Annotated in this window: 22 protein-coding genes; 16 read left to right on the forward strand and 6 right to left on the reverse strand. The window is 40.0% G+C overall.

Going from position 1 to position 25997, the window contains the following annotated elements; genetic code table 11:
- Nucleotides 1–3: 3 nt before the first annotated feature.
- The 3 genes from LPB68_RS13345 to LPB68_RS13355 all read left to right on the forward strand — a co-directional run bounded on the left by LPB68_RS13345 (nt 4) and on the right by LPB68_RS13355 (nt 3177).
- Nucleotides 4–879: a carbohydrate ABC transporter permease gene (locus LPB68_RS13345; RefSeq protein ID WP_068660422.1), complete on the forward strand. Its 876-nt coding sequence runs from the start codon at nt 4–6 to the stop codon at nt 877–879.
- 78 nt (nt 880–957) lie between these two features.
- Nucleotides 958–2034: a glycoside hydrolase family 88/105 protein gene (locus LPB68_RS13350; RefSeq protein WP_418303836.1), complete on the forward strand. Its 1077-nt coding sequence runs from the start codon at nt 958–960 to the stop codon at nt 2032–2034.
- Between the two features lie 195 nt (nt 2035–2229).
- Entirely contained in the window at nt 2230–3177 is a 948-nt protein-coding gene (locus tag LPB68_RS13355; RefSeq protein WP_068660418.1) for a 1,4-dihydroxy-2-naphthoate polyprenyltransferase, read from the forward strand.
- A gap of 88 nt (nt 3178–3265) precedes the next feature.
- Here LPB68_RS13355 and ald read toward each other — a convergent pair whose 3' ends face one another.
- Nucleotides 3266–4393: an alanine dehydrogenase gene (gene ald / locus LPB68_RS13360; RefSeq protein WP_068660416.1), complete on the reverse strand. Its 1128-nt coding sequence runs from the start codon at nt 4391–4393 to the stop codon at nt 3266–3268.
- 204 nt (nt 4394–4597) lie between these two features.
- On the opposite strand from ald, the gene LPB68_RS13365 reads away from it, so the two are divergent.
- On the forward strand, nt 4598–4837 hold the full coding sequence (locus tag LPB68_RS13365; RefSeq protein ID WP_068660414.1) for an aspartyl-phosphate phosphatase Spo0E family protein: 240 nt from the start codon (nt 4598–4600) through the stop codon (nt 4835–4837).
- Between the two features lie 92 nt (nt 4838–4929).
- Here the strand turns inward: LPB68_RS13365 and LPB68_RS22345 are convergent, their stop codons facing one another.
- A complete protein-coding gene (locus LPB68_RS22345) occupies nt 4930–5061 on the reverse strand; it encodes a DUF4023 domain-containing protein (protein WP_082865795.1) in 132 nt (43 codons plus the stop codon).
- Nucleotides 5062–5106: 45 nt separating this feature from the next.
- Nucleotides 5107–6000 carry a C40 family peptidase gene (locus LPB68_RS13370; RefSeq protein WP_068660412.1) on the reverse strand — a complete coding sequence of 298 codons (894 nt, stop codon included), beginning with the start codon at nt 5998–6000 and terminating at the stop codon, nt 5107–5109.
- A gap of 265 nt (nt 6001–6265) precedes the next feature.
- On the opposite strand from LPB68_RS13370, the gene LPB68_RS13375 reads away from it, so the two are divergent.
- From LPB68_RS13375 to LPB68_RS13390, 4 genes are all read left to right on the forward strand, one after another.
- Complete coding sequence (locus LPB68_RS13375) at nt 6266–7219, forward strand: ABC transporter permease (protein ID WP_068660410.1); 954 nt, start codon at nt 6266–6268, stop codon at nt 7217–7219.
- Nucleotides 7216–8160, forward strand: a complete 945-nt coding sequence (locus LPB68_RS13380) for an iron chelate uptake ABC transporter family permease subunit (protein ID WP_068660408.1) — start codon at nt 7216–7218, stop codon at nt 8158–8160. Before LPB68_RS13375 ends, LPB68_RS13380 begins: the two co-directional genes overlap by 4 nt.
- Nucleotides 8157–8915 (forward strand): iron ABC transporter ATP-binding protein, encoded by a 759-nt coding sequence (locus LPB68_RS13385; protein WP_068660406.1) that lies wholly within the window; start codon nt 8157–8159, stop codon nt 8913–8915. The genes LPB68_RS13380 and LPB68_RS13385 overlap by 4 nt, the downstream gene beginning before the upstream one ends.
- A 156-nt stretch (nt 8916–9071) precedes the next feature.
- On the forward strand, nt 9072–10079 hold the full coding sequence (locus LPB68_RS13390) for a siderophore ABC transporter substrate-binding protein (RefSeq protein ID WP_068660404.1): 1008 nt from the start codon (nt 9072–9074) through the stop codon (nt 10077–10079).
- Nucleotides 10080–10253: 174 nt separating this feature from the next.
- On the opposite strand, the gene LPB68_RS13395 is transcribed toward LPB68_RS13390, so the two are convergent.
- A complete protein-coding gene (locus LPB68_RS13395; RefSeq protein WP_068660402.1) occupies nt 10254–11351 on the reverse strand; it encodes a glycosyltransferase family 4 protein in 1098 nt (365 codons plus the stop codon).
- Between the two features lie 196 nt (nt 11352–11547).
- On the opposite strand from LPB68_RS13395, the gene LPB68_RS13400 reads away from it, so the two are divergent.
- The 3 genes from LPB68_RS13400 to LPB68_RS13410 all read left to right on the forward strand — a co-directional run bounded on the left by LPB68_RS13400 (nt 11548) and on the right by LPB68_RS13410 (nt 14897).
- A complete protein-coding gene (locus tag LPB68_RS13400) occupies nt 11548–12288 on the forward strand; it encodes a YheC/YheD family protein (RefSeq protein ID WP_068660400.1) in 741 nt (246 codons plus the stop codon).
- 146 nt (nt 12289–12434) lie between these two features.
- Nucleotides 12435–14060 (forward strand): glycoside hydrolase family 9 protein, encoded by a 1626-nt coding sequence (locus LPB68_RS13405; RefSeq protein ID WP_068660398.1) that lies wholly within the window; start codon nt 12435–12437, stop codon nt 14058–14060.
- A gap of 354 nt (nt 14061–14414) precedes the next feature.
- Nucleotides 14415–14897: a hypothetical protein gene (locus tag LPB68_RS13410; protein ID WP_068660396.1), complete on the forward strand. Its 483-nt coding sequence runs from the start codon at nt 14415–14417 to the stop codon at nt 14895–14897.
- 81 nt (nt 14898–14978) lie between these two features.
- Here LPB68_RS13410 and LPB68_RS13415 read toward each other — a convergent pair whose 3' ends face one another.
- Complete coding sequence (locus tag LPB68_RS13415) at nt 14979–16673, reverse strand: methyl-accepting chemotaxis protein (RefSeq protein ID WP_068660394.1); 1695 nt, start codon at nt 16671–16673, stop codon at nt 14979–14981.
- Between the two features lie 307 nt (nt 16674–16980).
- On the opposite strand from LPB68_RS13415, the gene LPB68_RS13420 reads away from it, so the two are divergent.
- Genes LPB68_RS13420 through cydC form a run of 4 tightly spaced genes read left to right on the forward strand, consistent with a single transcriptional unit; the run spans nt 16981 to nt 22886 of the window.
- Nucleotides 16981–18381, forward strand: a complete 1401-nt coding sequence (locus LPB68_RS13420; protein ID WP_068660392.1) for a cytochrome ubiquinol oxidase subunit I — start codon at nt 16981–16983, stop codon at nt 18379–18381.
- On the forward strand, nt 18368–19384 hold the full coding sequence (gene cydB, locus LPB68_RS13425) for a cytochrome d ubiquinol oxidase subunit II (RefSeq protein ID WP_068660947.1): 1017 nt from the start codon (nt 18368–18370) through the stop codon (nt 19382–19384). Before LPB68_RS13420 ends, cydB begins: the two co-directional genes overlap by 14 nt.
- Nucleotides 19384–21114, forward strand: coding sequence for a thiol reductant ABC exporter subunit CydD (gene cydD, locus LPB68_RS13430; protein ID WP_068660390.1), 1731 nt, complete (start codon nt 19384–19386; stop codon nt 21112–21114). Before cydB ends, cydD begins: the two co-directional genes overlap by 1 nt.
- Nucleotides 21111–22886, forward strand: a complete 1776-nt coding sequence (cydC, locus tag LPB68_RS13435; protein ID WP_068660388.1) for a thiol reductant ABC exporter subunit CydC — start codon at nt 21111–21113, stop codon at nt 22884–22886. The genes cydD and cydC overlap by 4 nt, the downstream gene beginning before the upstream one ends.
- A gap of 463 nt (nt 22887–23349) precedes the next feature.
- Here cydC and fumC read toward each other — a convergent pair whose 3' ends face one another.
- Nucleotides 23350–24741 carry a class II fumarate hydratase gene (fumC, locus tag LPB68_RS13440; protein WP_068660386.1) on the reverse strand — a complete coding sequence of 464 codons (1392 nt, stop codon included), beginning with the start codon at nt 24739–24741 and terminating at the stop codon, nt 23350–23352.
- Nucleotides 24742–25061: 320 nt separating this feature from the next.
- Between fumC and LPB68_RS13445 the strand changes: the two genes are divergently transcribed.
- Complete coding sequence (locus LPB68_RS13445) at nt 25062–25994, forward strand: alpha/beta hydrolase (RefSeq protein WP_068660384.1); 933 nt, start codon at nt 25062–25064, stop codon at nt 25992–25994.
- Nucleotides 25995–25997: the final 3 nt, after the last annotated feature.

Below are 25997 nucleotides of genomic sequence, written 5' to 3' on the forward strand. Positions count from 1 at the left end.
GAGATGGTAGAAGATAAATCAATCGGTGGCAGAGTCTTTGCTGCCATTAACTTTACATTACTTGCACTTATTGCATTGATTACTGTTCTTCCATTTATGCATGTTGTTGCAGGCTCATTCACAACAAGTGCAGAAATGGCTGCTAATAAATTTGTACTCATTCCGAAAGTATGGAGTCTGGATGCTTATAAATTTATTTTCTCTACGAATACGATTTTTAAAGCAATGGGTGTTTCGATTGGAGTTACAGCTATAGGTACAGTATTCAGTATGTTTGTGACTTCTCTTATGGCTTATGGTCTTTCCAGAAGAGATTTGGATGGTCGTACATTAATTAACTTCCTAGTAGTATTCACGATGTTATTCCATGGTGGCATGATTCCAACATTCTTGGTCGTGAAGGAATTAGGTTTAATTGATAGTTATGCTTCGTTAATTCTTCCGTCAGCTATCAGTGCATTTAATATGATCATCCTCAAGAACTTCTTTCAGAATATACCTGAGGGGCTTGAGGAATCAGCTAAAATTGATGGATGTACCGACTTCGGGATATTGTTTCGAATTGTATTGCCTCTATCCTTACCGGCTATTGCAACAATCTCCTTATTCTATGCGGTAACGTATTGGAATACTTACATGAGTGCCATCCTGTATCTGGATGATAGTGCTAAATGGCCGATCCAGGTGTTATTGAGACAAATTGTCGTCCTCGCTAGCGGTATGGATTATAGTTCAACCTTAGATGCTGCCGTTCCACCACCAGATCAAACGATTAAGATGGCGGTTATCGTCGTGGCGACTATACCTATTTTGCTAGTGTATCCGTTCTTACAGAAACACTTTGCGAAAGGTGCAATGTTAGGATCAATGAAGGGATAAGGAAAAGGCAAGCAGGATTATTCTCATGATGATGGAAGGAGATTTGAAATGACGGATATGAGGTTGCCGGGAACACCGATGAAATGGGCAAAAGTGGCTTGTGATTCTTTAATGAACACGTTCAATGCGGGGGAACTTCCCCCAGCACATCGTTGGCATTATCATCAAGGGGTATTTCTATGCGGTATGGAACTATTATGGGAAAACGTTGGAGATGATCGTTATGTAGAATATATTCAACAATATGTCGATGATCTAGTAGATGAATATGGTAACTTCTATTTTGCTCGGGATGAATTGGATGCTATTCAAGCAGGTCTTCTCCTATTTAATCTTTATGAACGAACAGGCAATCTAAAATATAGTGTTGCGGCTACGAAATTAAGGAACTTGATGCTCACTCTTAATTTAACTTCAGAAGGTGGATTCTGGCACAAGGATAAGTATCCTAATCAAATGTGGTTAGATGGGCTTTACATGGCTGGGGTATTCTCCTTGAAGTATGCCAACGCATTCAATGAACCTAAATTACGGGAAACGGTATTACATCAGGAGCGGTTAATGCGTAAACACATGAGGGACGATCAGACTGGGTTGTTATATCATGCATGGGATGAAAGACGCCGTATGCCATGGGCTAATCCTGAGACGGGATGTTCACCTGAATTCTGGGGGAGATCCTTAGGTTGGTATGGCCTGGCGTTGTCACAATTTCTAGATCTGTTTCCAGAGAGTGATCCAGGATATTCAGAATTATCGTTGGAATTGGGAAAATTCGTACAGGCATTAGTTCGTTATCAGGACAAGGAAAGTGGATTGTGGTATCAAGTTGTTGATAAAGGGGATCAACCAGATAATTGGTTAGAGACTTCGGGTACATGTTTATTCGTCTATACCATCGCCAAAGCAGTCAAACACGGCATTGTAGGCAAGGATTGTCTTGAGGCAGCTAAGAAAGGTTACGAAGGCTTAATTAATGTTCTGGAATGGGATGATCAGGGCGGATTGGTTCTACCGGATATTTGTATCGGAACTTCAGCAGGAGATTATGAGAATTATGTCACTCGACCTACAAGTAAAAATGATCTACATGGGGTAGGGGCATTCGTTATGGCATGTGTGGAGATGGATAGTTTAATCGTGAGTAATCCGTAATAGTAATCAAATCGATGTGGGCTGTCCCAAAAGTCATAAATATGGCTAGGGACGCCCATTTTTTTTGTGTGGTTAATGAGATATCTAACTGTCTAAAATACAAAAAATAAGATATCATCTTTTTAGAGTCAATGGATGTTCTATCAAACGATAGTGTTGGACCATCCATCAGTTGAGACATAAAGGATGATAAATATGACAGTCAAAAGTTTTCTGAGTCTAGTTGAGATTAGAACGAAACTCGCAAGTATGATTCCCTTTTTTCTAGGAAGTATCTATGTCGTGTTTCGTTTTCAACAATTCCAAGTAGCAAATTTCTTATTAATGTTCATATCTTTGATTACATTTGATATGTTTACCACCGTGATGAATAACTATTATGATTTCAAAAAAGCACAGAAAAAAGAAGGTTACGGCTATCAGGAGCATAACGCGATTGTGAAGTTCGGCTTGAGAGAGTCTACAGTTGTAGCGCTGATTATAACCCTTTTTATAACTGCTGTAGGTGCGGGAATGTGGCTAGTAGCTAATACGGGAATAATAGTCTTCATGGTTGGTGGATTATCTTTTTGTGTAGGTATATTATATTCGTTCGGTCCGATCCCGATTTCTAGAATGCCATTAGGTGAGGTGTTCTCGGGGTTGTTTATGGGGTTTGTGATCATCTTTGTGTCCACATTCATTCATGTGGGGGATCAGTTGGTCGTGTTAACCTTGGATCAACAATTGCTAGATGTCCATATTGATATAGTTGAAATATTGCTGATCTTCTTGATCTCAATTCCAGCTATTCTAGGAATCTCCAATATCATGCTAGCTAATAATATATGTGATATTAACGACGATATTGAGAATAAAAGATATACACTTCCTGTATACATTGGTAAAGACTATGCTCTGATTCTATTTCGGTGGATCTACTATGCCTCTTTTCTAGATCTGATCGTATTGCTCTTCTTGAAGGTTAATCCAGTGATTGTCCTGCTTATTCTCTTGACGTTGATCCCATTGAAGAAAAATATTTCCATATTTATGAACAAACAGACGAAGCAGCATACCTTCGGTTTGGCTGTTCAGAATTTCATGATGACCACAACGGCTCGAATTATCGCTTTAAGTGTAGCGGCTCTGATGGGAATTTAATACAACCAATCAAAGAAGGTGATGTAGCTAGCCATGAATAATGGTTTGTGACATCGCCTTCTTTATTCTGAGTAAGAAGTAGATTGAATTAATCGCTGAATTGAGTAAATGCCTTGCTTGCAGGGACATATTCATATCCTAAGTCTCTTGCCACAGCTTCATAAGTAATGAATCCGTTGATAACATTAGCTCCACTTTCAATCTCAACATGAGTGTGGATGAGTTCTTCAATAGGATGGTTCGCAAGTAATAATGCAAATGGTATCGTTGCGTTCGTTAATGCAACCGTTGAAGTTTGTGGTACAGCACCTGGCATATTGGCGACTGCATAGTGTATTACGCCATGCTTCACATAGGTTGGATTATCATGTGTTGTGATATGATCAATAGTCTCCACAATTCCGCCTTGATCGATGGCGACATCGACGATGACAGACCCAGATTTCATCATTTTCACATGGTTTTCAGTAACTAACCGAGGTGCCTTTGCGCCAGGAATTAGGACCGCACCAATCAATAGGTCTGCTTCTGCCACAGATTTGGTGATGTTAGATGTGTTAGATACCAATGTCGTAATCTGATTGCCGAATATGTCATCTAACTGACGTAATCTGGCCAGGCTCAAGTCGATTATGGTGACATCTGCTCCTAACCCAACAGCTAACTTGGCTGCATTAGTTCCAACTACGCCTCCACCAATAATGGCCACCTTTCCACGGGCAACTCCGGGTACACCAGATAAAAGAATGCCTTTGCCTCCATGAGGTCGCTCTAGTAACTGTGCTCCAATCTGAACGGCCATACGTCCTGCCACTTCACTCATAGGAGTAAGTAAGGGGAGCTGGCCATGGGTATTGACAGTCTCATAGGCAATAGCGGTCACACCAGAATCTATCAAAGCTTGAGCAAGTGATGGTTCATTTGCTAGATGAAGATATGTGAATAGAAGTAGCCCTTTTCGGAAGTGATCATACTCACTTTGGAGAGGTTCTTTAACCTTCATAATCATATCTGATCGGTTCCACAATTCAATAGGCTGGTCTACGATAATAGCTCCAGCAGCGGAGTATTCGTGATTAGGAAACCCACTTTCAATACCTGCATGTGCTTCAATATATACAGTATGTCCATGTTGAATAAATTCGGTCACTCCTGCAGGTGTAATAGCGACCCGGTTTTCATTATTTTTAATTTCTTTTGGGATTCCAATTTTCACAATTGATCACCTCATTGGTTTTATGATGTTATTATACAAAGAAATAAAGAAGATGAACCATAAAATTGCTAAATACTGTTTTTGTAGTCACTTTTAAGGGTATATATAAGAAAAGAAGATGAATGAATTATTGTAACTATATAATGGGGTATATTGATAATTTGGTAACCTGTAGTAGCCTATAATGGAACAGGAGTGAGTTCAATGGATATGAGAACGGTACACAAATTAATAGAGAATAGACGTATAGAATTAAATACATTAGCAAGTATCTATGGGATTCGTGACGAGCGAGTGCTGGAGAAGTCGGCACAGCTAGATCGTATTTTAAACGTCTACGTCCGTAAAAAATGCTCTGAAGAGGTGTCGCAACAAATTCTGATTAAGCGGGATGGACTGCGTAATAACGATCAAGAGTACAGAAGAGAATTGCTATTATACTAAGTAGATTATACCTCACTGAGTTTGAAAATGAGTAATTAGAAAGTACAACAGTATCGCCTCCATTGTATAGAAACGATACCGTTATTATGTGTTTATTTAGTTTTGCTATGCTGATTATTAGGGAGCTGTCTATCAGGTGTTCCTTTTCCCTGATGTTCTTTATTACGTTTATCTTTCGCTTGTGTATCATGTATCTTCTCTACAAATTCATGTGTACTATCCATTTGAGATCACCCTCCTTGTTGTTCCTACACATAGTCTTCCCCTTGCTACAGAATGCTACGCATGAAAAGAATAACATCACTCCAGTATCCAGTGTCTAGATTACTTATTTGAACTCCAGGCTCTCCCCAAGTATGAATAAACTTTCCATCTCCAATATAGATTCCCACATGTCCAGGAATGGCGTCACTCTTGAATCGACCTTCAACGGTAAAGAATATTAAATCGCCTGGGTTTAGGTTGTTGCGACTAACCTCCATACCTTCATTACCTTGGCTTCTGGCGAGTCTTGGTAAGTCTCGATTGAATTTACTGAATACATGCTGAGTAAAGGATGAACAATCAAATGTTTTGGATTGCGCATAGGGTTGAGCTCCGAATTCGTAAGGTACGCCTAGATATTTTTTGGCATAAGAAATCAATTTATCAGTATCGACTGTTGTGCTGGTAGCACGTAATGACTTCATTTGAATCTGATTACTTGGAGGTGTTCCAGCATCTTGAAGTGATGAGATTTCTATTCTATGTTCAGGTTGATTCCAATACACAGAGGTTTGAAGTAAGTGTGAGAGGGAACGTAGTGTCATATAAGACTTGCCATTCCGGCGGGTGGGTGCTTCTTGTAATGTTGTGGATGATCCTAAAGCGAGAGCTTGCAGTTGTCCAGGATATACTTCATACATGGGATCGGTGTATCCAAATTGGACGGAGTTCTCGGAATCATGCATACGCAGACCTAATGATTGAACAACTGATTCTAGAGGGACCCAAGTTGTACCTGATGAGGGGTCCGTATACACGTTTTGATCTGAGAATACGGTTGGTTTTCCTTCCGAGGCAGTCTTATTATTTGACGTGTTATTGCAGGATATACACATGCTGATCATTACACTGGTGATGATGAGCTTGAACATAAGTTGGACGGTTGTTCGTTTAAACATTGAGACACACTCCCATACGAATTTTATGACGCCATAGAAGGATGTATCGGTCTATCTTCTGGGGCAGCATACCGTATAATGTGTGCATTTAGATTAATATTATGAATGTTGATGTGATTTATGGAGTTCTTGTTGAATTTTGAATTGACAATTCCCAGTAAGAAAGTATAATTAAATTTAACATTTAAATGATAATGAATATCATTATTGATTGTAATTAAGAAATAACCCCCCCTTTTTTGTGTGGGAAGAGTAAGGAACGATTATGAAAAAGAGATATTTACTAATTATACTAATCATTTTTTCATTCATTTCACTTTTTATTGGTGTAAAGGATATTTCTCCATTGGATCTATTCCACCTCTCAGACAGTCAAATGCAAACCTTAACAGTCAGCCGCTTACCACGTTTAATCAGTATCATTATCGCTGGTATGAGTATGAGTATTGTAGGGTTAATTATGCAACAGTTAACACGTAATAAATTTGTATCTCCAACAACAGCAGGAACGATGGATTCTGCAAGATTTGGTATTCTCGTTGCCATGATGTTATTCACAAACGCGTCTTCTCTTCTAAAAATATCGATAGCCTTTATCTTTGCGCTGATCGGTACTTTCATCTTTATGAAAATACTTGATAAGGTGAAATACAAGGATGCGATTTTCATTCCGCTTGTAGGACTTATGTTCGGGAATGTGGTCGGATCGATTACAACCTTCTTCGCTTATAAGAATGATCTCATTCAGAATATGTCGTCATGGTTACAAGGCGATTTCTCTATGATTCTAAAAGGCCGATATGAGATGCTATATTTAAGTATTCCACTTCTCATCATCGCCTACATATTTGCTAATCGATTCACGATTGCAGGAATGGGGGAGGATTTCGCTAGGAACTTAGGATTGAACTATAAGCAAGTTGTGAATCTTGGACTTATCATAGTAGCAGCGGTGTCTTCTGTTGTCATCCTAACGGTCGGAATGATTCCGTTCCTAGGGCTGATTGTGCCGAATATCGTTGCCATCTATCAAGGGGATCATTTGAAGAAAAGTCTTATGTTCACGGCTTTATTAGGACCAATATTCTTATTGTTCTGTGACATACTAGGAAGATTGATTATATATCCTTATGAAATACCTATTGGAATGACGGTGGGTGTCATCGGGAGTGCAATCTTTATTTACTTACTTATGAGAAGAAAGGCATATGCATCATGAAGGCAAAACTTAGTATTTTATTACTTATTGTTGTGGCACTTATTACCTTATTCCTCTTGTATGAAACAGGTGGTCACTGGGATTACGTCATTCCACGTAGAGCCAAGAAAATTCTAGCTATGATTCTCACGGGAAGTGCTATTGCCTTTGCAACCATTATATTTCAGACCATTACGAACAATCGGATTTTAACACCTAGTATTCTAGGCTTAGATTCACTCTATATGCTATTTCAGACCTTTATTATCTTCGTATTTGGATCAACTACACTGACATCGACAGACCGGAATATTAATTTCATCATTTCAGTAGTACTAATGATTGGCTTCTCAGGTGTTTTCTACAAGTTACTTTTTCGCAAAGAAGGACAGAGCAATATTTACTTTCTCCTGTTGATTGGTATGGTACTAGGAACATTCTTTGGTAGTATATCAACATTTATGGAAGTGCTCATTGATCCGAATGAATTCCTAATGCTACAAGATAAAATGTTTGCTAGCTTCAACAATGTGAATACTGACTTACTGATCATATCGATTGTTGCGATTATAGGAGTGACCTTCTATTTCATGAAATTCACGAAATACCTAGATGTGATTTCTTTAGGAAGAGATCATGCGATTAATTTAGGAGTGAATTATGATTACGTCGTTAAGAGATTATTAGTTGTTGTTGCGATTCTGATGTCTATTGCTACAGCGTTAGTAGGACCCATTACCTTCTTAGGGCTCCTAGTTGTAAATGTAGCTCATCAATTTCTGAAGACATATAAGCATAAGTATTTGATCTTTGGTTCAATTCTTATCAGTATTATTGCGTTAATTGGAGGACAGTTTATTGTCGAGAAGGTATTTACTTTCTCCACCACACTCAGTGTCATTATCAATTTTGTTGGAGGAGTATATTTCATATATCTTCTGTTAAAGGAGAATAAATCGTGATAGAGGTAAAGAATGTTTCTAAACTATATGATGGTAGCCCTGTCGTAGACCAAGTATCCGTTCAGATTCCCAAAGGGTCCATAACCTCCTTTATCGGACCCAACGGAGCAGGAAAAAGTACTCTGCTCTCGATGATCAGTCGCTTGATTACGAAGGATCAAGGGGATGTCCTAATTGATGGACAGGATATCAGCAAGATTAAGAGTAATGATCTAGCTAAGAAAATATCCATTCTGAAGCAATCTAATCATATTAATATTCGGTTGACGATTAAGGAATTGGTGAGCTTCGGTAGGTTTCCTTATTCGCAAGGGAAGCTCACGAAAGAAGATTGGGAATTCGTGAATGAAGCTATTCGCTACATGGAACTCGAAGATATTCAGGATAAGTACCTGGATCAACTCAGCGGTGGCCAGAGTCAAAGGGCATATATAGCAATGGTTATTGCACAGAACACCGATTATATTTTACTCGATGAACCTCTTAATAATCTGGATATGAAGCATTCCGTGCAGATTATGAAAGTGCTAAGAAGAATGGTGAATGAGTTAGGCAAAACAGTCATTATCGTCATCCACGATATCAATTTCGCCTCTGTATATTCAGATTATATCGTAGCTTTGAAGGATGGGAAGATTGTCAGAGAAGGCTCAACACACAACATTATTGATGCTCAAGTACTCTTGGATGTATATGGAATGGATATACATATTGAAGAAATCAATGATAACAAAATTTGTGTATATTTTGCCTAATGTAGGCCCTCAATTCAGAAATTATGATGCGTGAACACCATATGAAAGGCGCCAGTATGGTATTCCCATCAATGATTTTATAGTGAATCATTTTCATAATCGTTTGTATTTATGAAATTGATTCTAGCATAATTATATTATATAGGAGTGATTCAATTGAAGAAGAGTGTGCTAGTAATCATGATGACTGTCATGCTGGCTATAGTGGTAGCCGCATGTGGTTCTAATAATAACAAAGAAGCTAACACTGCAACGAATCAGACGGAAACAGCAACAAATACAACGAATGCAGCAGCACCAGAAGTGGCAGCAGAGAGTAAAGAAATCACTATCAAGCATCAATTGGGCGAAACTGTCGTTACAACAAACCCAGAGAAGGTTGTTGTCTTTGACTTTGGTATTCTAGATTCACTTGATAAGTTAGCTGTTGAAGTTACAGGTGTACCACAAGCGAATATTCCTCCATACCTTTCTAAATATGAAGATACTAAATATACCAACGTGGGAAGTTTGAAAGAGCCAGATTTCGAAGCAATCAATGCACTTAGCCCTGATCTAATCATTATTTCTGGAAGACAGCAGGATGCTTATGAAGAGTTGAATAAAATTGCTCCAACAATTTTCTTAGGCGTAGACAACACAAGATTAGTAGACTCTTTCAAAGAGAATATGAATACATTAGGTCAAGTGTTTAATAAACAAGCAGAAATTGATGAAGAATTAGTAAATGTTGATGCTGCAATCAAAGAGATTCAAGATAAAGCAACAGCAAGTGGCAAGAATTCATTGATTGTGCTTGCCAATGAAGGCAAACTTAGTGCTTATGGGCCTGGTTCAAGATTTGGTATTATTCATGATGTACTAGGATTTACACCAGTGGATGAGAATATCGAGTCATCGACTCACGGACAGACGATAACTTCCGAGTTTATTGCAGAGAAGAATCCGGATTACCTATTCGTAGTAGATAGAGGTAGTGTCGTTGTAGAAGGTGCGGAATCAGCTTCTGCAAAAGATACTGTGGAGAATGAATTGGTACAGAATACCAAGGCATTTAAAGAAGGACATATCGTCTATCTAGATCCGAATTACTGGTATCTATCCGGTGGTGGTCTAGTATCTATGGTTGAAATGATCAATTCGATCGGTGCAGCTATTCAATAAGAATATTAGTTTATTAATCTAGATTGAAGCAGAACCGGCCATGCCGTCCTTATATGAAGGATAGCGTGGCCGGTTTTTTATTAAAATATAAGAAAGTATAAGTTTTACGCTATACATTATATCTTATATTTCTCGCTTAAACACTTACCGTCCTTATAAGGACGCCGAAGGCGTTTATACTTGCAGATTTCTGTATAGAGAAGCTAACTTTGCTGCCGTTCGGCTCCATGTAAAATGTTGTAGGACATCGCTACGACCGTTCGCACCCAACCGTTCTCTGAGGGATTTGTCTGTGGCTAGCTTCAATAAATAACTAGCAAATTGCTGTGGATGGTGGTATTGATCAACCAGGTAGCCATTATGACCGTGTTGTACGATTTCTTGAATACCGCCATTTCTTGAGGCTATGACAGGAATTCCAGAAGCCATGGCTTCAACGTTCACTAGGCCAAAAGCTTCATGCTTCTGTGATGGACAGACGAAACAATCGGCTAACCGGTATATCTTATGAATGGTGCTATGTGGTTTTTTTCCTATAAAAGTAATGGGTACACCCATTCTATAAGCCTGTAGCTTAAGACGTTTCATATAGGCTGAAGTACCACTTCCAGCAATAATGATATGGACGGGGATACTTCTACGTATAAGGGAGGCTGCTTCGATGAGTATGGGAACCCCTTTCCTTGGAATGACTCTTCCGACAAATAGGATGGTAAATGGATGACTCCCTAGATATTTTCTTCTAGTGGTAACCTTCTCCATTTCAGAAGCTACTCGGAAACGGGATATATCCACACCTAGCTCCACCTTCTTAATCTTCTTTGATGAGTCAGGGAAACGCTTCGCTAACTTCTCCTTTAAAGAGCTACTATTGGCGATAATCAGATCGGCCTTTTTTAAGCAGCTTGCAATACCTCTATCTTTAGGTACAAAAGTTAAGGAATGGAGGAAGAGGGTGACAGGGGTGCGAGGGAATGCCTGCTTTATTCGTGCCATATAGTGAGGACGGTTATCGACTTGGATTACGTCGTATTTCCGCCCATTCATATAATGAAGCACGGAAGAGATATATGTCTTCGTGCTCCCAGATGGAACGCGGATGATCACCATATTCCCATTCAGACTCTGGTTCGGTAAAGTGGGCGAACGCTTACTAATAATGGTGACTCGATGGTTTCTAGCGAGTTGTCTAGCAATGGCAAGAATACATATTTCTACAGAACCACTACCGGGAACCGGGATCTGCTCCGGCGCTACGATTAGGATATGCACTGTCTTCCCCCTATCGGTCAAGAATAACCTGTTTGTACTCTTAGAGTATTCATTGTTGTAATAATAGGTAAGGTTTAAATCCCTAATTGAACGAATTATTAAATCAAAACGGTACATATGATCAACCTATACAAATAAGGTTGTAGATGAATAGAATGTATAGACTTTCGGATATAAGCACAGGAAGGGGAAGCGGATGGGTACAATAACTAGCAAGTGGATTAAGACGAATGCGTTATTAGGGAACCAAGCGATTAGTAGGTTCATTCCGTTGACGCTTAGATTAACTAAAAAAAATCTATCAGATATGTTAGCAGCCTACGGTATGGTCTATATTAAGCCGGAACACGGGACTCATGGAAATGGGGTTATTCGTGCTGAGCTGATTAAGGAACGAAACGCTTCATTCCAATACCAGCTTGACGTGAACAAGAAGACATTTCGGAATTACGACTCATTTTATCAATCCTTACGGAAATTGACGAAGAAGAAGAGTTATTTGGTCCAGAGGGGCATTCATTTACTGAAATATAATAAACGTAGATTCGATATACGTGTAATGGTTCAATTAAGTCCGAAGGGAACATGGGAGACAACAGGTATTATAGGAAGAGTAGCACATCCAGAGAAAATAGTTACGAATTATCATAGTGGTGGTAAACTCGTACCCATTGAAAAGTTGTTAGCACCTTATCATTCAGCGCGAACACAGAAGGCCCAAATTGAACAAATGAGTCAACTTGGTGTGATGATCGCGAAGAAGTTACGGCAGAAGCAGAAGAGTATCCATCAGATTGGTGTTGATGTAGGATTAGATCAATCTATGAAGCCATGGATCATTGAGGTGAATACCAGTCCGGACCCTTATATTTTTAAGCAATTGGCAGATCTATCGATCTATCGCAAAATCATGAGATATAGACGTCTGAGAGGATAGTTCGGCTCTAGGATGGATGAAAGAGGGATCCTTAGTTGTATGTATAAGACTGAGGTGCTCTCTTTATTTTTTTTGCTTCTTTAAGGATATACAATTTGTGCTTTCTAAGATATATTAAACGAAAATAAGAAAAGGGAGGTGCTTGAATGGCTAAGGAAGTAGTCCGTAGTATCACCGTTAATCAGATTGGATATTTGACGAACCATAAGAAGATAGCATTATTCAAAGGAAGAGGAGGAACTTTTCGCGTTGTTAATGATCTAACAAAGGAAGTGGTCTTTCAAGGAGAAGCAGCAACCTCTATCAAAGATGAGGCCAGTGGTGTTAACGTCTACTCAGGAGATTTCACACATATAGGAATGCCGGGTCAATATCATATCGAACAAGAGGGTAGAGAACCATCAGGGTCATTCATTATATCGGATACGTCATATCATCAACTTCATAAAGGACTATTGAAAGCGTTCTATTATTTTCGATGTGGTGTGGAGTTAGAAGAATCATTCGCAGGGCCTTGGAAGCATAAGGCTTGTCACGTATCGAAAGGGAAAGTATATGCTCAACCGAATTGCTTATTAGATAGTAGTGGGGGTTGGCATGATGCTGGTGATTACGGTAAATATACAGGACCAGGAGCAAAAGCAGTAGCTGATTTACTATTAGCTTATGAACTGTATCCCGATGCTTTTAGTGAGCCGGTACCCCTACCAGAAAGTGATCGTGTCATGCCAGATGTATTACATGAGTGTCGTGTTGAATTGGAATGGTTATTTAAAATGCAAGATGCTTCAACAGGTGGTGCATTTCATAAATTGACAACACCGCATTTTCCGGCATTAGATGTTATGCCCGAGGAAGATGTAGCAGAGTTATACTTCTCACCGATTTCAAGTGCTGCAACAGGTTGCTTTGCTGGAGTGATGGCCATGGCTGCGCGTATTTATATGCCATTTAACAAAGGTTTTGCCGAGTCTTGTTTACAGGCATCATTAACCGCTTGGAAATGGCTGGAACAGAATCCAGATGTAATTGGATTTAAGAACCCTTCAGAAATTTCAACTGGTGAATATGGTGATGAGCAGGATCTCGACGAACGCTATTGGGCGGCAGCAGAATTATTCCGCACTACGGGTGACGAGTCTTATCAGCGTGTATTTATTACCCTGTCTCAGCAGCCTTTTTCTAAGACGAATCTGGGTTGGGCTGATATGGGTGGCTATGGTACAATTGCATACTTCTTACATGGTGAGCAACAAGGGGTGGAGAGTGTATATAACGCGTTGAAAGGAGAATGGCTACAGGAGGCAGATCGTCTTGTTGAACAGTGTAGTCAGGATGGATATTCCATCTCACTTCGTACGGAGGATTATATATGGGGAAGTAATATGCTAGTTATGAATAATGCGATGCTTCTACTTATTGCATATCATGTACAGAAGGATGCTAAGTACGAGTCATGTGCGTTAGATCATCTTCATTATCTCATGGGGCGAAATGTGTTAGATATTAGCTATGTTACAGGATTCGGAGATCGTTCTGTAATGAATCCACATCATCGTCCATCTGTTGGTGATCATGTGATTCTGCCTGTTCCTGGTATGGTTGTAGGTGGACCGGATCGTGGACTGCATGATGACTATGTTAGAGAACATTTGCAGGGCTTGCCCGCTGCACAATGTTTCGCAGATCATGAGGATAGTTATTCAACGAATGAAGTAACGATATATTGGAATTCTCCAGCAGTATTCGTAGTGTCACATTTTAATGGATAGGATCGGATGGTATATAATGAGTAGTCAAGCCATTTAGGACTAGGTTTGACTATTCATTATAATGTAAACAATATGAATAAAAAGGATATTTATAACATGTATAGAATTAATAGTCTTATAAATCTATAAGAAAAGTGGGTCGATATATAAAGCTATAATAAAGGATATATGAAACTACAAGAGCGATTATAGGTAATACATAAAAGAAGTGAAGCAATATGACCTTCATTTTTAGTTAACTTTATTCAGGTTATTGGGTATGTGGGATCTAGTAGTTTCCTAATTCACCCTTTTGATTAAATGTGAGGGAAGTAGTAAAGTTATATAGATATTAGTTAGGAGGTTCAGGCTATAATGTATTACGAAGACAGCGAGAATTTAACAATTATGACCTATACACTGAATAGCGGTATTAAAGGAACCGTTCCTTTATCCAATAAACAAATTCAAGAATGGATCGAGAGTTATCGATCAAATACTAGATACATTACCACAATCGGTAAAGAGTTCTTCGGTCTTAATCCAGAGCTTGTGGCAGATTTCAAGGTACAGAATCGATTCTCCAACTATGTGGAGGTGATCAGACCTATCTCCATAGGAGATCAAGAGAAGAATGATGAACTTTCGCAAGCTTATGAGGAGAATCTAGTATTCTTTAAAGTAGACTGCAAATGTGGGACAACGTATACAACTTACTCGCAATACTACACAACGAAATGGTTTTGTTCAAAGTGTAAAGAGATTGTATTTATGGACAAGAAGAAGGGTAAGGTTCCCACCGACAAGGGTGAAGCTTGGTATATGACGAATAAATATTTTGTGGAGCGGGAAGCATAGAATTCAAATATATTAAACTATCAAACAGAGGAACAATAGCTTGAGATAATCGGCTATGTTCCTCTTTCTATAGAAGAATGATTATACTTTGAATCGTTCGATAAGAGAATGGAGTTTCTCCGACATTCCTGAAAGAATACTAGCAGAAGAATCAATCTCTTCTAGTGAAGAGAGTTGTTGTTGAGAGGCAGCGGATACAGTTTGTGCACCATCCGACGTTTGATTGGCCACTTCGACGAGGACTTTGGCTGTATCTACAAGGATATTTGCACTTTCTGATAGCTGATGGACTGCAGTAGCAACATATTCATTCTGCGCACTAATGTGAGTAGCCGCAAATTCTATTTGTTCGAAAGAGGATCCTACTTCAGAGATTTGTTTGGTTCTTTCGGTTACTTGTGTGACTGTATTAAGCATACTATCACTAATATTTTCCATGAGGTGCATGGTTGTATTTACAACTGCAGATATTTCTTTCGCAGATTGAGCAGAGTTCTCCGACAATTTCTTTACTGAACTAGCTACAACAGCAAATCCTCGCCCTTCTTCACCTGCACGTGCTGCTTCAATCGCAGCGTTAAGAGCTAGTAGACTAGTTTCTTCGGCCATTCTAGTCATCACATGAAGCATATTTCTTATATCTTGAGAATGATCTTGGAGGCTTTGGATTGTTTGTGATAATTCCTGAATATCTTTATTCATGAGAAGCATCTGAGCCACGGTATCGTTCATTGCTATTCTTCCTATTTGTGCTTTATGCAAATTATCAGAAGCTGAGTGAAGAGCTTGTTCTGTGCTTATAGATATCTCAGCAATAAAATTAGATATTTCAGCTATTTGTTGAGAGCCCACTTCTAGATTTTGTAATTGTTTTTCTGCGCCAGAAGCCATTTGCTCAATAATTATGGTGGTATGTTGTCCTGCTTCTCCAGATTGTTTAGAACTTGCGGATAGTTCTTGCGATGAGGAGGCAACTTGCATGGAGGTATCGTTAACTTCACGGATCAGACTTTGAAGATTAGAAGTCATTATATTAATATCTGTTGCTAGCTTTCCGATCTCGTCTTTACTGTTAATTTTTAATGGTTTCAAGGTTAGATCACCCTTAGCAATTCGGTGAACGTTGGCTGACAGATGAGCTAGTGGATTGATCATTCTCCGAATGATGAGATGAATAATCAGAGCAGCAGCAATGAAAAGAATAGTACCTACAATGAATGGATATTTAAGCGTATCGATTGTACGTTGTTGGATCAACGGGGCGTCAACATTGATCGCTAACAGGCCGACAATCTCCTGATTGGGATCATTATTTTTATATATAGGTCCGTAACCTGTCTTTAGTTGAACATCATCATATGTATATACTTCTGAGTAGGCTGAATGCTTCATACTAAGGATCATTTCTCGAGCATCTTCATCGAAATAGAAGGCATCTCCTGCTTTATAGCCTCTACTTTTTAAATTTGTATCAACAGCCAAAATTTTCCCTTCAAGAGATAGGATGTAAGCTTCCTTAAAAAGATCCTTCTTATGTACGATCCAATCTATGTTTGATTCTACTTCGCTAAGCAAGGTAGCGTCACCTTGGGCAAGTGCTATGATATCTTCGGGATCAACAAGGCCTGAAGTGATGTTGGCACATCCCACGGTTTCTATACCTAATGCCTCATCTACTTGTCTGTATGTAATCTGATAGGCAAAGATGCTAATTGATGCACCTACGATGATGAGTAGGGTAATTAAGGTTAATGTGACCCTTTTAGCCAATCCCATTCTAATGTCCTCCAATATTGTGTAATTTAAAATTAATATTCAATATGAATATAGTGGAAGTAATTATATTAGCTTTTAAATATTTAATCTGTGGTTATTATCACTTATCCCGAGAAAAAAAGAGTTTATTTTTTAATATTGTGTGACAAACTTCACAATCGAGTTCATTTTCGTCTCAAAGTGTGATAAATATCACATGTGCTTTTTGAAGTGTCTGGCACAATGTATGAATGTGATAAATGTCATTAAATAAATTTGCTGATGATGTATTTTGATAACTTAACTATAGGAAGAGGGATTGGAAATCATGGATCCGGTTATGCTTTCACGCATTCAATTTGCGTCGACCACACTGTTTCACTTTATTTTTGTACCATTATCTATTGGATTAGCATTATTGATCGCCATTATGGAAACAATGTATGTTATTAAAGGAAAAGAAGAATACAAGAAGATGGCTAAATTCTGGGCCCATCTGTTTCTCATCAACTTTGCAGTGGGTGTGGTAACAGGTATATTACAAGAGTTTCAGTTCGGGATGAACTGGTCTGACTACTCTAGATTTGTAGGAGATGTATTCGGAGCGCCGCTAGCGGTCGAAGCTTTGCTTGCGTTCTTCTTAGAGTCTACGTTCCTGGGTCTATGGATCTTTGGATGGGATCGCCTATCTAAAAAGCTTCACTTAATGAGCATATGGTTAGTATTTTTTGGTACGCTGATGTCTGCATTTTGGATCATCGTTGCGAATGCCTTTATGCAAGTACCGGTTGGTTATGAGATTAATAATGGTCGAGCCGAGATGAATGATTTCTTTGCTTTGATCACGAACAAGCAACTATTACTGGAGTTCCCACATACGGTACTAGCTGCATTTATGACAGGTGCTTTCTTTGTTGTAGGTGTCAGTGCCTATAAGATGTTAAAACGTAAAGATTATGAATTTTTCAAGAAGTCCTTTATTATAGCGATAATAGTAGGAATGGTTTCTTCAATTGGTGTCGCGCTTGTAGGACATAGTCAAGCTCAGTATCTGGTTGAGACTCAACCGATGAAGATGGCGGCCTCAGAAGCGCTATGGGATACAAGTTCCGATCCAGCGCCTTGGACGGTATTTGCGACTATAGATACGGATAATAAAGAGAACGGTTCAACTTTTCAGATCCCATATTTGCTAAGTTTCTTATCGTATAGCAAGTTCTCGGGTTCATTGGAAGGCATGAACCAGTTACAAGAACAATACGTAGAGGAATATGGCCCTGGGGATTATATTCCACCTGTAAAGACGACTTTCTGGAGCTTTCGGATTATGGTAGGGAGCGGATCTATTCTTATTCTTCTAAGTATGTACGGTGTCTACCTCGTAGCTCGTAAAAAGCTAGATCAAGTCAATAAGTGGTTCTTGCATATCATGGTATGGGCAATTTCATTACCATTTATTGCGAACTGGGCGGGATGGATCATGACAGAGATCGGTCGTCAACCATGGACGGTCTTTGGACTGTTTAAGACAGAGGATAGTGTTTCACCTAATGTATCTGCAGGGCAAATTTTGTTCTCATTAATTTCATTCTCACTTGCATATTTAATATTAGCTATCATCTTAGTTTACCTATTTTTACGTGTGATTAAGAAGGGACCGCATGATTCCGATACTCATAAGGAAGAATCTCACGACCCATTTGATAAGGAGGGTAATTATGTCTCTTAATGAGTTATGGTTCTTGTTGATAGCCGTACTATTCATTGGTTTCTTCTTCTTGGAAGGCTTCGACTTTGGCGTAGGTATGTCAACAAAGCTTCTAGCGAAGAATGATTCTGAGCGTCGCGTATTAATTAATTCGATTGGCCCCTTCTGGGATGCGAATGAAGTATGGTTGATTACTGCAGGGGGTGCGATGTTCGCGGCCTTCCCTCATTGGTATGCTACTTTGTTTAGTGGATTCTACACTGCATTAGTATTTGTTCTATTAGCCTTGATTGGTCGTGGTGTTGCATTTGAATTCAGAGGAAAGGTTCACTCAGAGACTTGGAAGAAAACTTGGGATATTGTTATTTTCTTAGGTAGTTTGCTTCCGCCGCTTCTATTCGGGGTCGTATTCGCTTGTTTAATACAAGGGGTCCCTATTGGCGAAGATATGAATATGAATGCGAGTTTCTCTGATATTGTCAATGGATATACGCTATTGGGAGGTATCACTGTAGTTGTTCTTTGCTTAGTGCATGGACTTATGTTTACTACCTTAAGAGTTATGGGAGATTTGCAGGATCGAGCACGTATGATGGCTAAGAAGCTATTGATTCCTCTAGCTGTTCTATTAGTAGGTTTTGCTGTGATGACGTATTTTGTGACGGATGTATTCGAAGTTCGTGGCACTATTCTTAGTGTAACTGCTGTTGTAGGCGTGATTGTCTACTTCTTAGCCGCATACTTTATTTCACGCAAAAAAGATGGTTGGGCTTTCGGTATGACAGGAGCCGTAATTATCGTATCCTTTGCATCCATATTTATTGGGTTATTCCCACGGGTTATGGTCAGTTCGATCAGTGACACCTTTAGTTTAACGATTACGAACGCTGCATCGGGACAATATTCATTAAAGGTCATGTCCATCGTTGCGCTAACCTTGCTTCCATTTGTTCTAGGGTACCAAATATGGAGCTACTTCGTATTCAATAAAAGAGTTAATGCGAAAGATCATTTGGAATACTGATGGGTCGCGACTTATTAGGTTTCAAAGGAATCAAACCCGTTCTATTGATGGTGGCACTACTGACCTTAGTGCAAAGTATATCCATATTGTGGATGGCCAGAGGGTTGTCGGAAGTTGTCTCCGCACTTTTTGCTGGGGAAGCCCTGCAGAATCAGCATGATGGAATCTTCATGTTTCTGATGGCATTTCTGGTTCGCCATGTCATAAATTTCTTGCAACAAAAAATAACGTACCGCTATGCAGAGCATACCGGTGCGTTATTGCGCAAACAATTAATAGACAAGCTATTTCAACTTGGACCTCGGTTCGCTAAGACAGAGGGAACAGGGAAGCTGGTTACGCTTGTTTTGGATGGAATATCAAAATTTAAGCTCTATTTAGAATTGATCATACCGCGTACGGTAGCAACTGCGATAGTTCCAGTAGTCCTTCTTATATATATATTCACGCAAGATATGACGTCCGGAGTTATTCTCTTAGTTACGATGCCGATTCTAATTGCATTCATGATTCTAATCGGACTTTCTTCGCGTAAGCAAGTAGATGGTCAAATGGAATCTTACCGGAATTTAGCGAATCATTTCGTTGACTCATTACGTGGGCTAGAGACCCTGAAGTATTTAGGTCGAAGCAAGTCACATGAAGGTTCGATAGGCAAAGTTAGTGATAGGTATAGAAAAGCTACAATGAAAACGTTGCGTGTTGCCTTCTTATCTTCGTTCGCATTGGACTTCTTCACGATGTTGTCTGTAGCTTCGGTTGCTGTTAGTCTAGGTCTGCGCTTAATCAACGGTGAAATGATGTTGGTCACAGCTCTAACGATCCTCATTCTAGCACCAGAGTATTTCCTACCCGTACGGATGGTAGGATCAGATTATCATGCTACTTTGAATGGGAAGGAAGCAGGAGAGGCAATCCAAGCTGTAATCGATATGCCAATTGAGAAGGAGGAATTGTCTCTTCCTGAAGGGTTCTCTTATTCTTGGAATACCGATAGCCAACTGTCATTATCACATGTACAGGTACAGCATGAAGCAGAGGGTCCTTATTCCCTGCATGATGCAACCCTACACATTCAAGGAATGAAGAAGATTGGTATTATTGGCGAAAGTGGAGCTGGGAAATCAACGCTAATTGATGTGCTAAGTGGATTTCTACGACCCTCTTCAGGCACCGTAGAGTTGAACGGACAAGCGCTTTCGGCATTAACAGATGTGGCATGGCAGAATCAAATGACATATATCCCCCAGAGTCCCTATTTATTTAGCAGTAGTCTTGCTGATAATGTGCGCTTCTATACGCCTGATGCAAGTCAGGCAGAGGTTGAGGAAGCAGTTAAGAATGCGGGTCTATCTGAGCTTGTGGAGAGTCTACCAGCAGGCGTTGACGAGGTCATTGGTAGTGGTGGTCGTGTCTTGAGTGGTGGCCAAGCTCAGCGGGTAGCGCTCGCACGTGCATTCCTAAGTGATCGACCGGTGATTCTGTTAGATGAACCAACAGCTCATTTGGATATCGAGACGGAATATGAGTTGAAGGAGACGATGCTTTCTCTTTTTAAGGAGAAGTTGGTATTCCTGGCTACACACCGTCTACACTGGATGCCAGACATGGATCAGATTATCGTGATGGATCAAGGTAGAGTAGCAGAAATTGGAACCCATGAGGAGTTAATCGCTTGTAAGGGTGTTTATTATGCGTTAATTACTTCACAGCTGGAGGGTGTGCTATGAAAGGCGAACAATGGCTACGGCCTTATATCACACAATATTTCTGGCGCTTCGTCATTATTGTAGTTTTGGGTGCGCTAACGTTACTAACAGCAAGTAGTTTAATGTTCTCCTCTGGGTATCTGATTTCTAAGTCTGCACTTCGGCCTGAGAATATCTTGATGGTGTACGTGCAGATCGTTATTGTAAGAACTTTTGGTACGAGTAGATCAGTTGTTCACTATGTGGAACGTCTCGTTGGACATGATACGATTCTGAGAATTCTATCAAAAATGCGCGTACAGTTATATCGTATTCTCGAACCGCAAGCGCTATTTATTTCATCAAGATTCCGTACAGGGGATATCCTTGGAGTTCTTGCAGAGGACATCGAGAAATTACAGGATGTGTACCTACGTACGATTTTCCCAAGCTTAGTAGCATTACTGCTATACGCTATATCCATTACGGCATTAGGGCAATTCGATTTGCAATTTGCTCTATATATGGCGTTATATCTCCTTATTCTCATCCTTGTTCTGCCATGGATCTCACTGTGGCTCACGAAGAAGAAGAATCAGCAGTCACAGCATAAGCGTGGTCGATTGTATCAGACTCTAACAGACGCTGTAATAGGCATGAGTGATTGGGTCATTAGTGGTAGACCAGCTCAATTCGTTGAACTCTATGAGAACAATGAAGTAGAAGTAGCGCAAATTGATCGTAAGTTAAGTACATGGGCGAGATGGAGAAATCTGATCGGCCAAACAACGTCGGGGATCGCAGTAGTAGGTGTTTTATATTGGTCAGGTCAACAGTACGCTGATGGATTGATTGCCTCGACGATGATCGCAGCATTTGTACTTGTAATCTTTCCACTGATGGATGCATTTCTTCCGATTTCTGAAGCTATCGAGAAAGTTCCACGTTATCAAGGTTCTTTTGTCCGTTTGGCTGAGATTGAGGATGCGGGAAAAGAGATGAAAGGGACAGATTCCTCGCGGATCGAGAAGATTAGTGAAGAGGTCTTGAATAGGGCTAGAAGTGACGCACATCTTAAGATAGATCATGCTTCATATCGATATGATGACTTAGGAGTATGGTCTTTCCAAGACATTACATTAGATATTCCTCAAGGGAAGAAAATCGCTATTATTGGGCGAAGTGGTGCAGGTAAATCTACGCTATTGAAATTGATTCAAGGCGCTGTTGTTCCTGAAAAGGGTAGTGCAACAATTCATGGGATGGATGCCCATCTATATGATGAACATATCCCTAGCATCATTTCCGTATTAAATCAAAGTCCACATCTATTTGATACAACGGTAACGAATAATATCCGCATGGGTAAATTAGATGCAACGGATGAGGAGATAGCTGAAGTAGCTCGTAAAGTGAAGATGGATCGTCTCATTGAATCACTTCCGGAGGGCTACAAAACGGCTATGCATGAGACAGGGCAACGTTTCTCTGGAGGAGAACGGCAACGGATCGCATTAGCGCGTGTCCTATTGCAAGATACACCTGTTGTCATACTAGATGAACCTACAGTGGGACTTGATCCGCGGACAGAGAATGAGCTGCTCGCTACGATCTTTGAGACGCTTAGAGGGAAATCCCTTGTGTGGGTGACGCATCATCTCGTCGGTGCAGAGCGAATGGATGAGATCATCTTTATGGAGAATGGAAAGATTGAGATGAGAGGTTCACATGTTGAGCTCATGGAGAACTATCCACGCTACCGTAATCTCTATCATTTAGATCGGCCGGAGAGTTTCTTGAAAGCATCAGATTAGCGCTGCGCGGTGGCGTGGCATTACCAATAGAAGAATTATCAGGCAAGCGTAAATGCCGTGGCATCGCCAGTAGTTGTAAATAGTACAATTAAAAGTAGTGCATTCCATACAATACTAATATTAGTTGCATAGAGTACAATTAAATCCGAGGAAATCACCAATTTGCTATCGACCCCTCATTTTAGATGTATGTTATACAACTAATTTTCCACTTACTCTCAAACCCTCCCGAATAGATGTGCTTTATGCAACTAATGGACAGAGGAGGGGGCGGTAGAGGTAGAGTACGTAGAGTATGAGGATCTGAAGATAGATTAGATGGAACTAACGGTAGAATATTTAGATCTGCCGTTAAATGAAAGACCGCCCAGTATATGGTATGCCCTTCCAATTGATAATCATGACTATCAATGGGGGCTTGACCAATGAAACTGGGCGGTCTTTTTTTCAAAAAGAACTTAACCTAATCTGCCTTCGGATGAATCATTTGTTCTGGTCGCACAATCTCATCGAACTGGGCTTCTGTTAATAGATTGCTCCGTAGCGCTGCTTCTTTGAGCGTTAGACCTTCTTTATGGGCTAGCTTAGCTACAGCCGCTGCATTCTCATATCCGATATGCGGATTTAGCGCAGTCACAAGCATCAAGGATTGTTCTAAGTTACGTTGGATAACGGCGTAATTGGGTTCGATCCCAATGGCACAATTATCATTAAATGATCTTATGGCATCTGCCAAAAGTCCTGCCGATTGAAGGAAATTATAGATAATGACAGGCTTGAATACATTCAATTCGAAATTACCTTGGCTTGCTGCAAATCCAATCGCTGCATCATTCCCCATCACTTGGCAGACAACCATTGTTAGGGCTTCACTTTGAGTTGGATTGACTTTACCTGGCATGATGGAACTTCCAGGTTCATTCGCTGGTATAATCAGTTCTCCAATGCCGCATCGTGGACCACTTGCTAACCATCTCACATCGTTGGCAATCTTCATGAGGTCTGTAGCGAGCGCTTTCAATGCACCATGAACATAGACGAGTTCATCATGGCTCGTAAGAGAATGGAACTTATTAGAGGCAGAGGTGAACGTTTTGCCGGTTAGGTTGCTGATTTCCTCTGCGACCATATCCCCGAACTTAGGATGGGCATTAATACCGGTACCTACTGCTGTTCCACCAATAGCTAGTTCACGGACATATTCGACACTACTTCTAATCATACTTTCCGTCTTATCGAGCATGCGATACCAGCCACTTACTTCTTGACCTAAGGTCATAGGTGTGGCGTCCTGCAGATGAGTTCTGCCTATCTTAATAATATCTTGGAATTGTTCACTCTTGAGCAGGAATGTTTCTTTTAATTGAGCAATCGCAGGTAGTAATTGATCTTCTACCGCAATGAGGGCAGCCATATGCATAGCTGTTGGGAATGTATCATTGGAACTTTGTGATTTGTTAACATCATCATTGGGGTGAATGCGAAGTGGACTATCTTTGAGTGCGAGAAGTTGATTGGCACGGTTCGCAATAACTTCGTTGACATTCATGTTAGACTGAGTTCCACTACCTGTTTGCCAGACGGCGAGCGGAAAGTGTTCATCGAGTTGGCCTGCGATAATTTCATCAGCGGCTTCAACGATGGCATTCACTTTAACGGAGTCCATTTTGCCAAGTTTACCATTAGCGATAGCGGCGCTTTTCTTCAAAATAGCAAATACCCGAATCAGATCTAAAGGCATTTTTTCAGTACCAATCTGGAAATTCTCAAAGCTGCGTTGGGTTTGAGCAGCCCATAACTTGTCCGCAGGTACTTTTATTTCCCCAATTGTATCTTTCTCGATTCTGAATTCCATCTGCACGTCGTCCTCCTCTATCATTATCAATCCTACAAGAGCAATATATCATAATTTTAGGGTGAATTGGCAAATCCATTTCATTATGGAATGAAGGAGCTGTAGAATGGACATGATATCCAAAATGATCATTCACATGTGTTATGCTTGTTATGGAGTTGGTGATTGTAGTATTTTAAAATATAAGATATAAAGTATAAGTTTTACGCTATACTTTATATCTTATATTTCTCGCTTAAACACTTACCGTCCTTATAAGGACGCCGAAGGCGTTTATACTTGATAATGATCCATGCTTAAAAAGAGGAGAGAATAGACAAATGAAGACTGCAATTCTCATCATGATGGTTGTCATTGTTATGCTTGCCTTAGTTCTTATCGCCGCCAGCGTATACTTATACAATGTCAGCATATACCGTAGTAAAAAGGATTTCATGAACGTCGATCCTAATTTGCTCAAGACATCTCAGCCATGGGAATCAGCTACGGATTGGTTACAAGAACAACCTATAAGAACAATACAAATTAAATCAGATGATGGTTTGCAATTAGCTGGCCATTATATACCATCCCCTGAGGATAGCAATAAAGTAGTTATTCTAGCCCACGGATATTCAGGTCAGGGTAGAGACATGTCGAACTTCGCTAAATTGTATCAGGAATTAGGTTATCATGTGCTGATGCCAGACGATCGAGGACATGGTCAAAGCGAAGGACATTACATCGGATTCGGTTGGCATGATCGTAAGGACTACCTGAAATGGATTGATTATGTGATCGCAAGCCATGGAGAAGGTTCACAAATTATCCTTCACGGAATCTCAATGGGTGGCGCTACAGTGCTTATGACTAGTGGTGAACCATTACCAGAACAAGTGAAGTGTATTGTATCTGATTGTGCCTATACTTCGGTTAAAGATATCCTAACGTATCAATTAAAAGAGATGTATAAGCTTCCTGCTTTCCCGTTGATTCCATTAACAAGCTTAGTATGCCGATTACGGGCGGGGTATTTCTTCGGTGAAGCTTCCGCATTAGAGCAAGTAAGTCGGACTAAACTTCCAATCCTATTCATTCATGGCAATGAGGACAGGTTCGTACCCTATGATATGGTACACCGCTTATATGAGGCTGCAGGCAGTGAGAAGGAACTATTATCTGTACCCCATGCACAACATGGAAATGCCTTCTTTGCAGATAAAGAGGGTTATGGAAGCAAGTTAACGTCATTTGTGAGTCGATATGTGCTCTGAACA

Source organism: Paenibacillus crassostreae, assembly GCF_001857945.1.
Taxonomy (GTDB): domain Bacteria; phylum Bacillota; class Bacilli; order Paenibacillales; family Paenibacillaceae; genus Paenibacillus_AQ; species Paenibacillus_AQ crassostreae.

Excerpts from the sequence above, each read along its gene's own strand:
- LPB68_RS13345 (WP_068660422.1), top strand. The coding sequence starts at position 4 with ATGGTAGAAGATAAATCAATCGGTGGCAGAGTCTTTGCTGCCATTAAC.
- LPB68_RS13350 (WP_418303836.1), top strand. The coding sequence starts at position 958 with ATGAAATGGGCAAAAGTGGCTTGTGATTCTTTAATGAACACGTTCAAT.
- LPB68_RS13355 (WP_068660418.1), top strand. The coding sequence starts at position 2,230 with ATGACAGTCAAAAGTTTTCTGAGTCTAGTTGAGATTAGAACGAAACTC.
- LPB68_RS13365 (WP_068660414.1), top strand. The coding sequence starts at position 4,598 with ATGGATATGAGAACGGTACACAAATTAATAGAGAATAGACGTATAGAA.
- LPB68_RS22345 (WP_082865795.1), bottom strand. The coding sequence starts at position 5,061 with ATGGATAGTACACATGAATTTGTAGAGAAGATACATGATACACAAGCG.
- LPB68_RS13370 (WP_068660412.1), bottom strand. The coding sequence starts at position 6,000 with ATGTTTAAACGAACAACCGTCCAACTTATGTTCAAGCTCATCATCACC.
- LPB68_RS13375 (WP_068660410.1), top strand. The coding sequence starts at position 6,266 with ATGAAAAAGAGATATTTACTAATTATACTAATCATTTTTTCATTCATT.
- LPB68_RS13380 (WP_068660408.1), top strand. The coding sequence starts at position 7,216 with ATGAAGGCAAAACTTAGTATTTTATTACTTATTGTTGTGGCACTTATT.
- LPB68_RS13400 (WP_068660400.1), top strand. The coding sequence starts at position 11,548 with ATGGGTACAATAACTAGCAAGTGGATTAAGACGAATGCGTTATTAGGG.
- LPB68_RS13405 (WP_068660398.1), top strand. The coding sequence starts at position 12,435 with ATGGCTAAGGAAGTAGTCCGTAGTATCACCGTTAATCAGATTGGATAT.
- LPB68_RS13410 (WP_068660396.1), top strand. The coding sequence starts at position 14,415 with ATGTATTACGAAGACAGCGAGAATTTAACAATTATGACCTATACACTG.
- LPB68_RS13415 (WP_068660394.1), bottom strand. The coding sequence starts at position 16,673 with ATGGGATTGGCTAAAAGGGTCACATTAACCTTAATTACCCTACTCATC.
- LPB68_RS13420 (WP_068660392.1), top strand. The coding sequence starts at position 16,981 with ATGGATCCGGTTATGCTTTCACGCATTCAATTTGCGTCGACCACACTG.
- cydD (WP_068660390.1), top strand. The coding sequence starts at position 19,384 with ATGGGTCGCGACTTATTAGGTTTCAAAGGAATCAAACCCGTTCTATTG.
- cydC (WP_068660388.1), top strand. The coding sequence starts at position 21,111 with ATGAAAGGCGAACAATGGCTACGGCCTTATATCACACAATATTTCTGG.
- fumC (WP_068660386.1), bottom strand. The coding sequence starts at position 24,741 with ATGGAATTCAGAATCGAGAAAGATACAATTGGGGAAATAAAAGTACCT.
- LPB68_RS13445 (WP_068660384.1), top strand. The coding sequence starts at position 25,062 with ATGAAGACTGCAATTCTCATCATGATGGTTGTCATTGTTATGCTTGCC.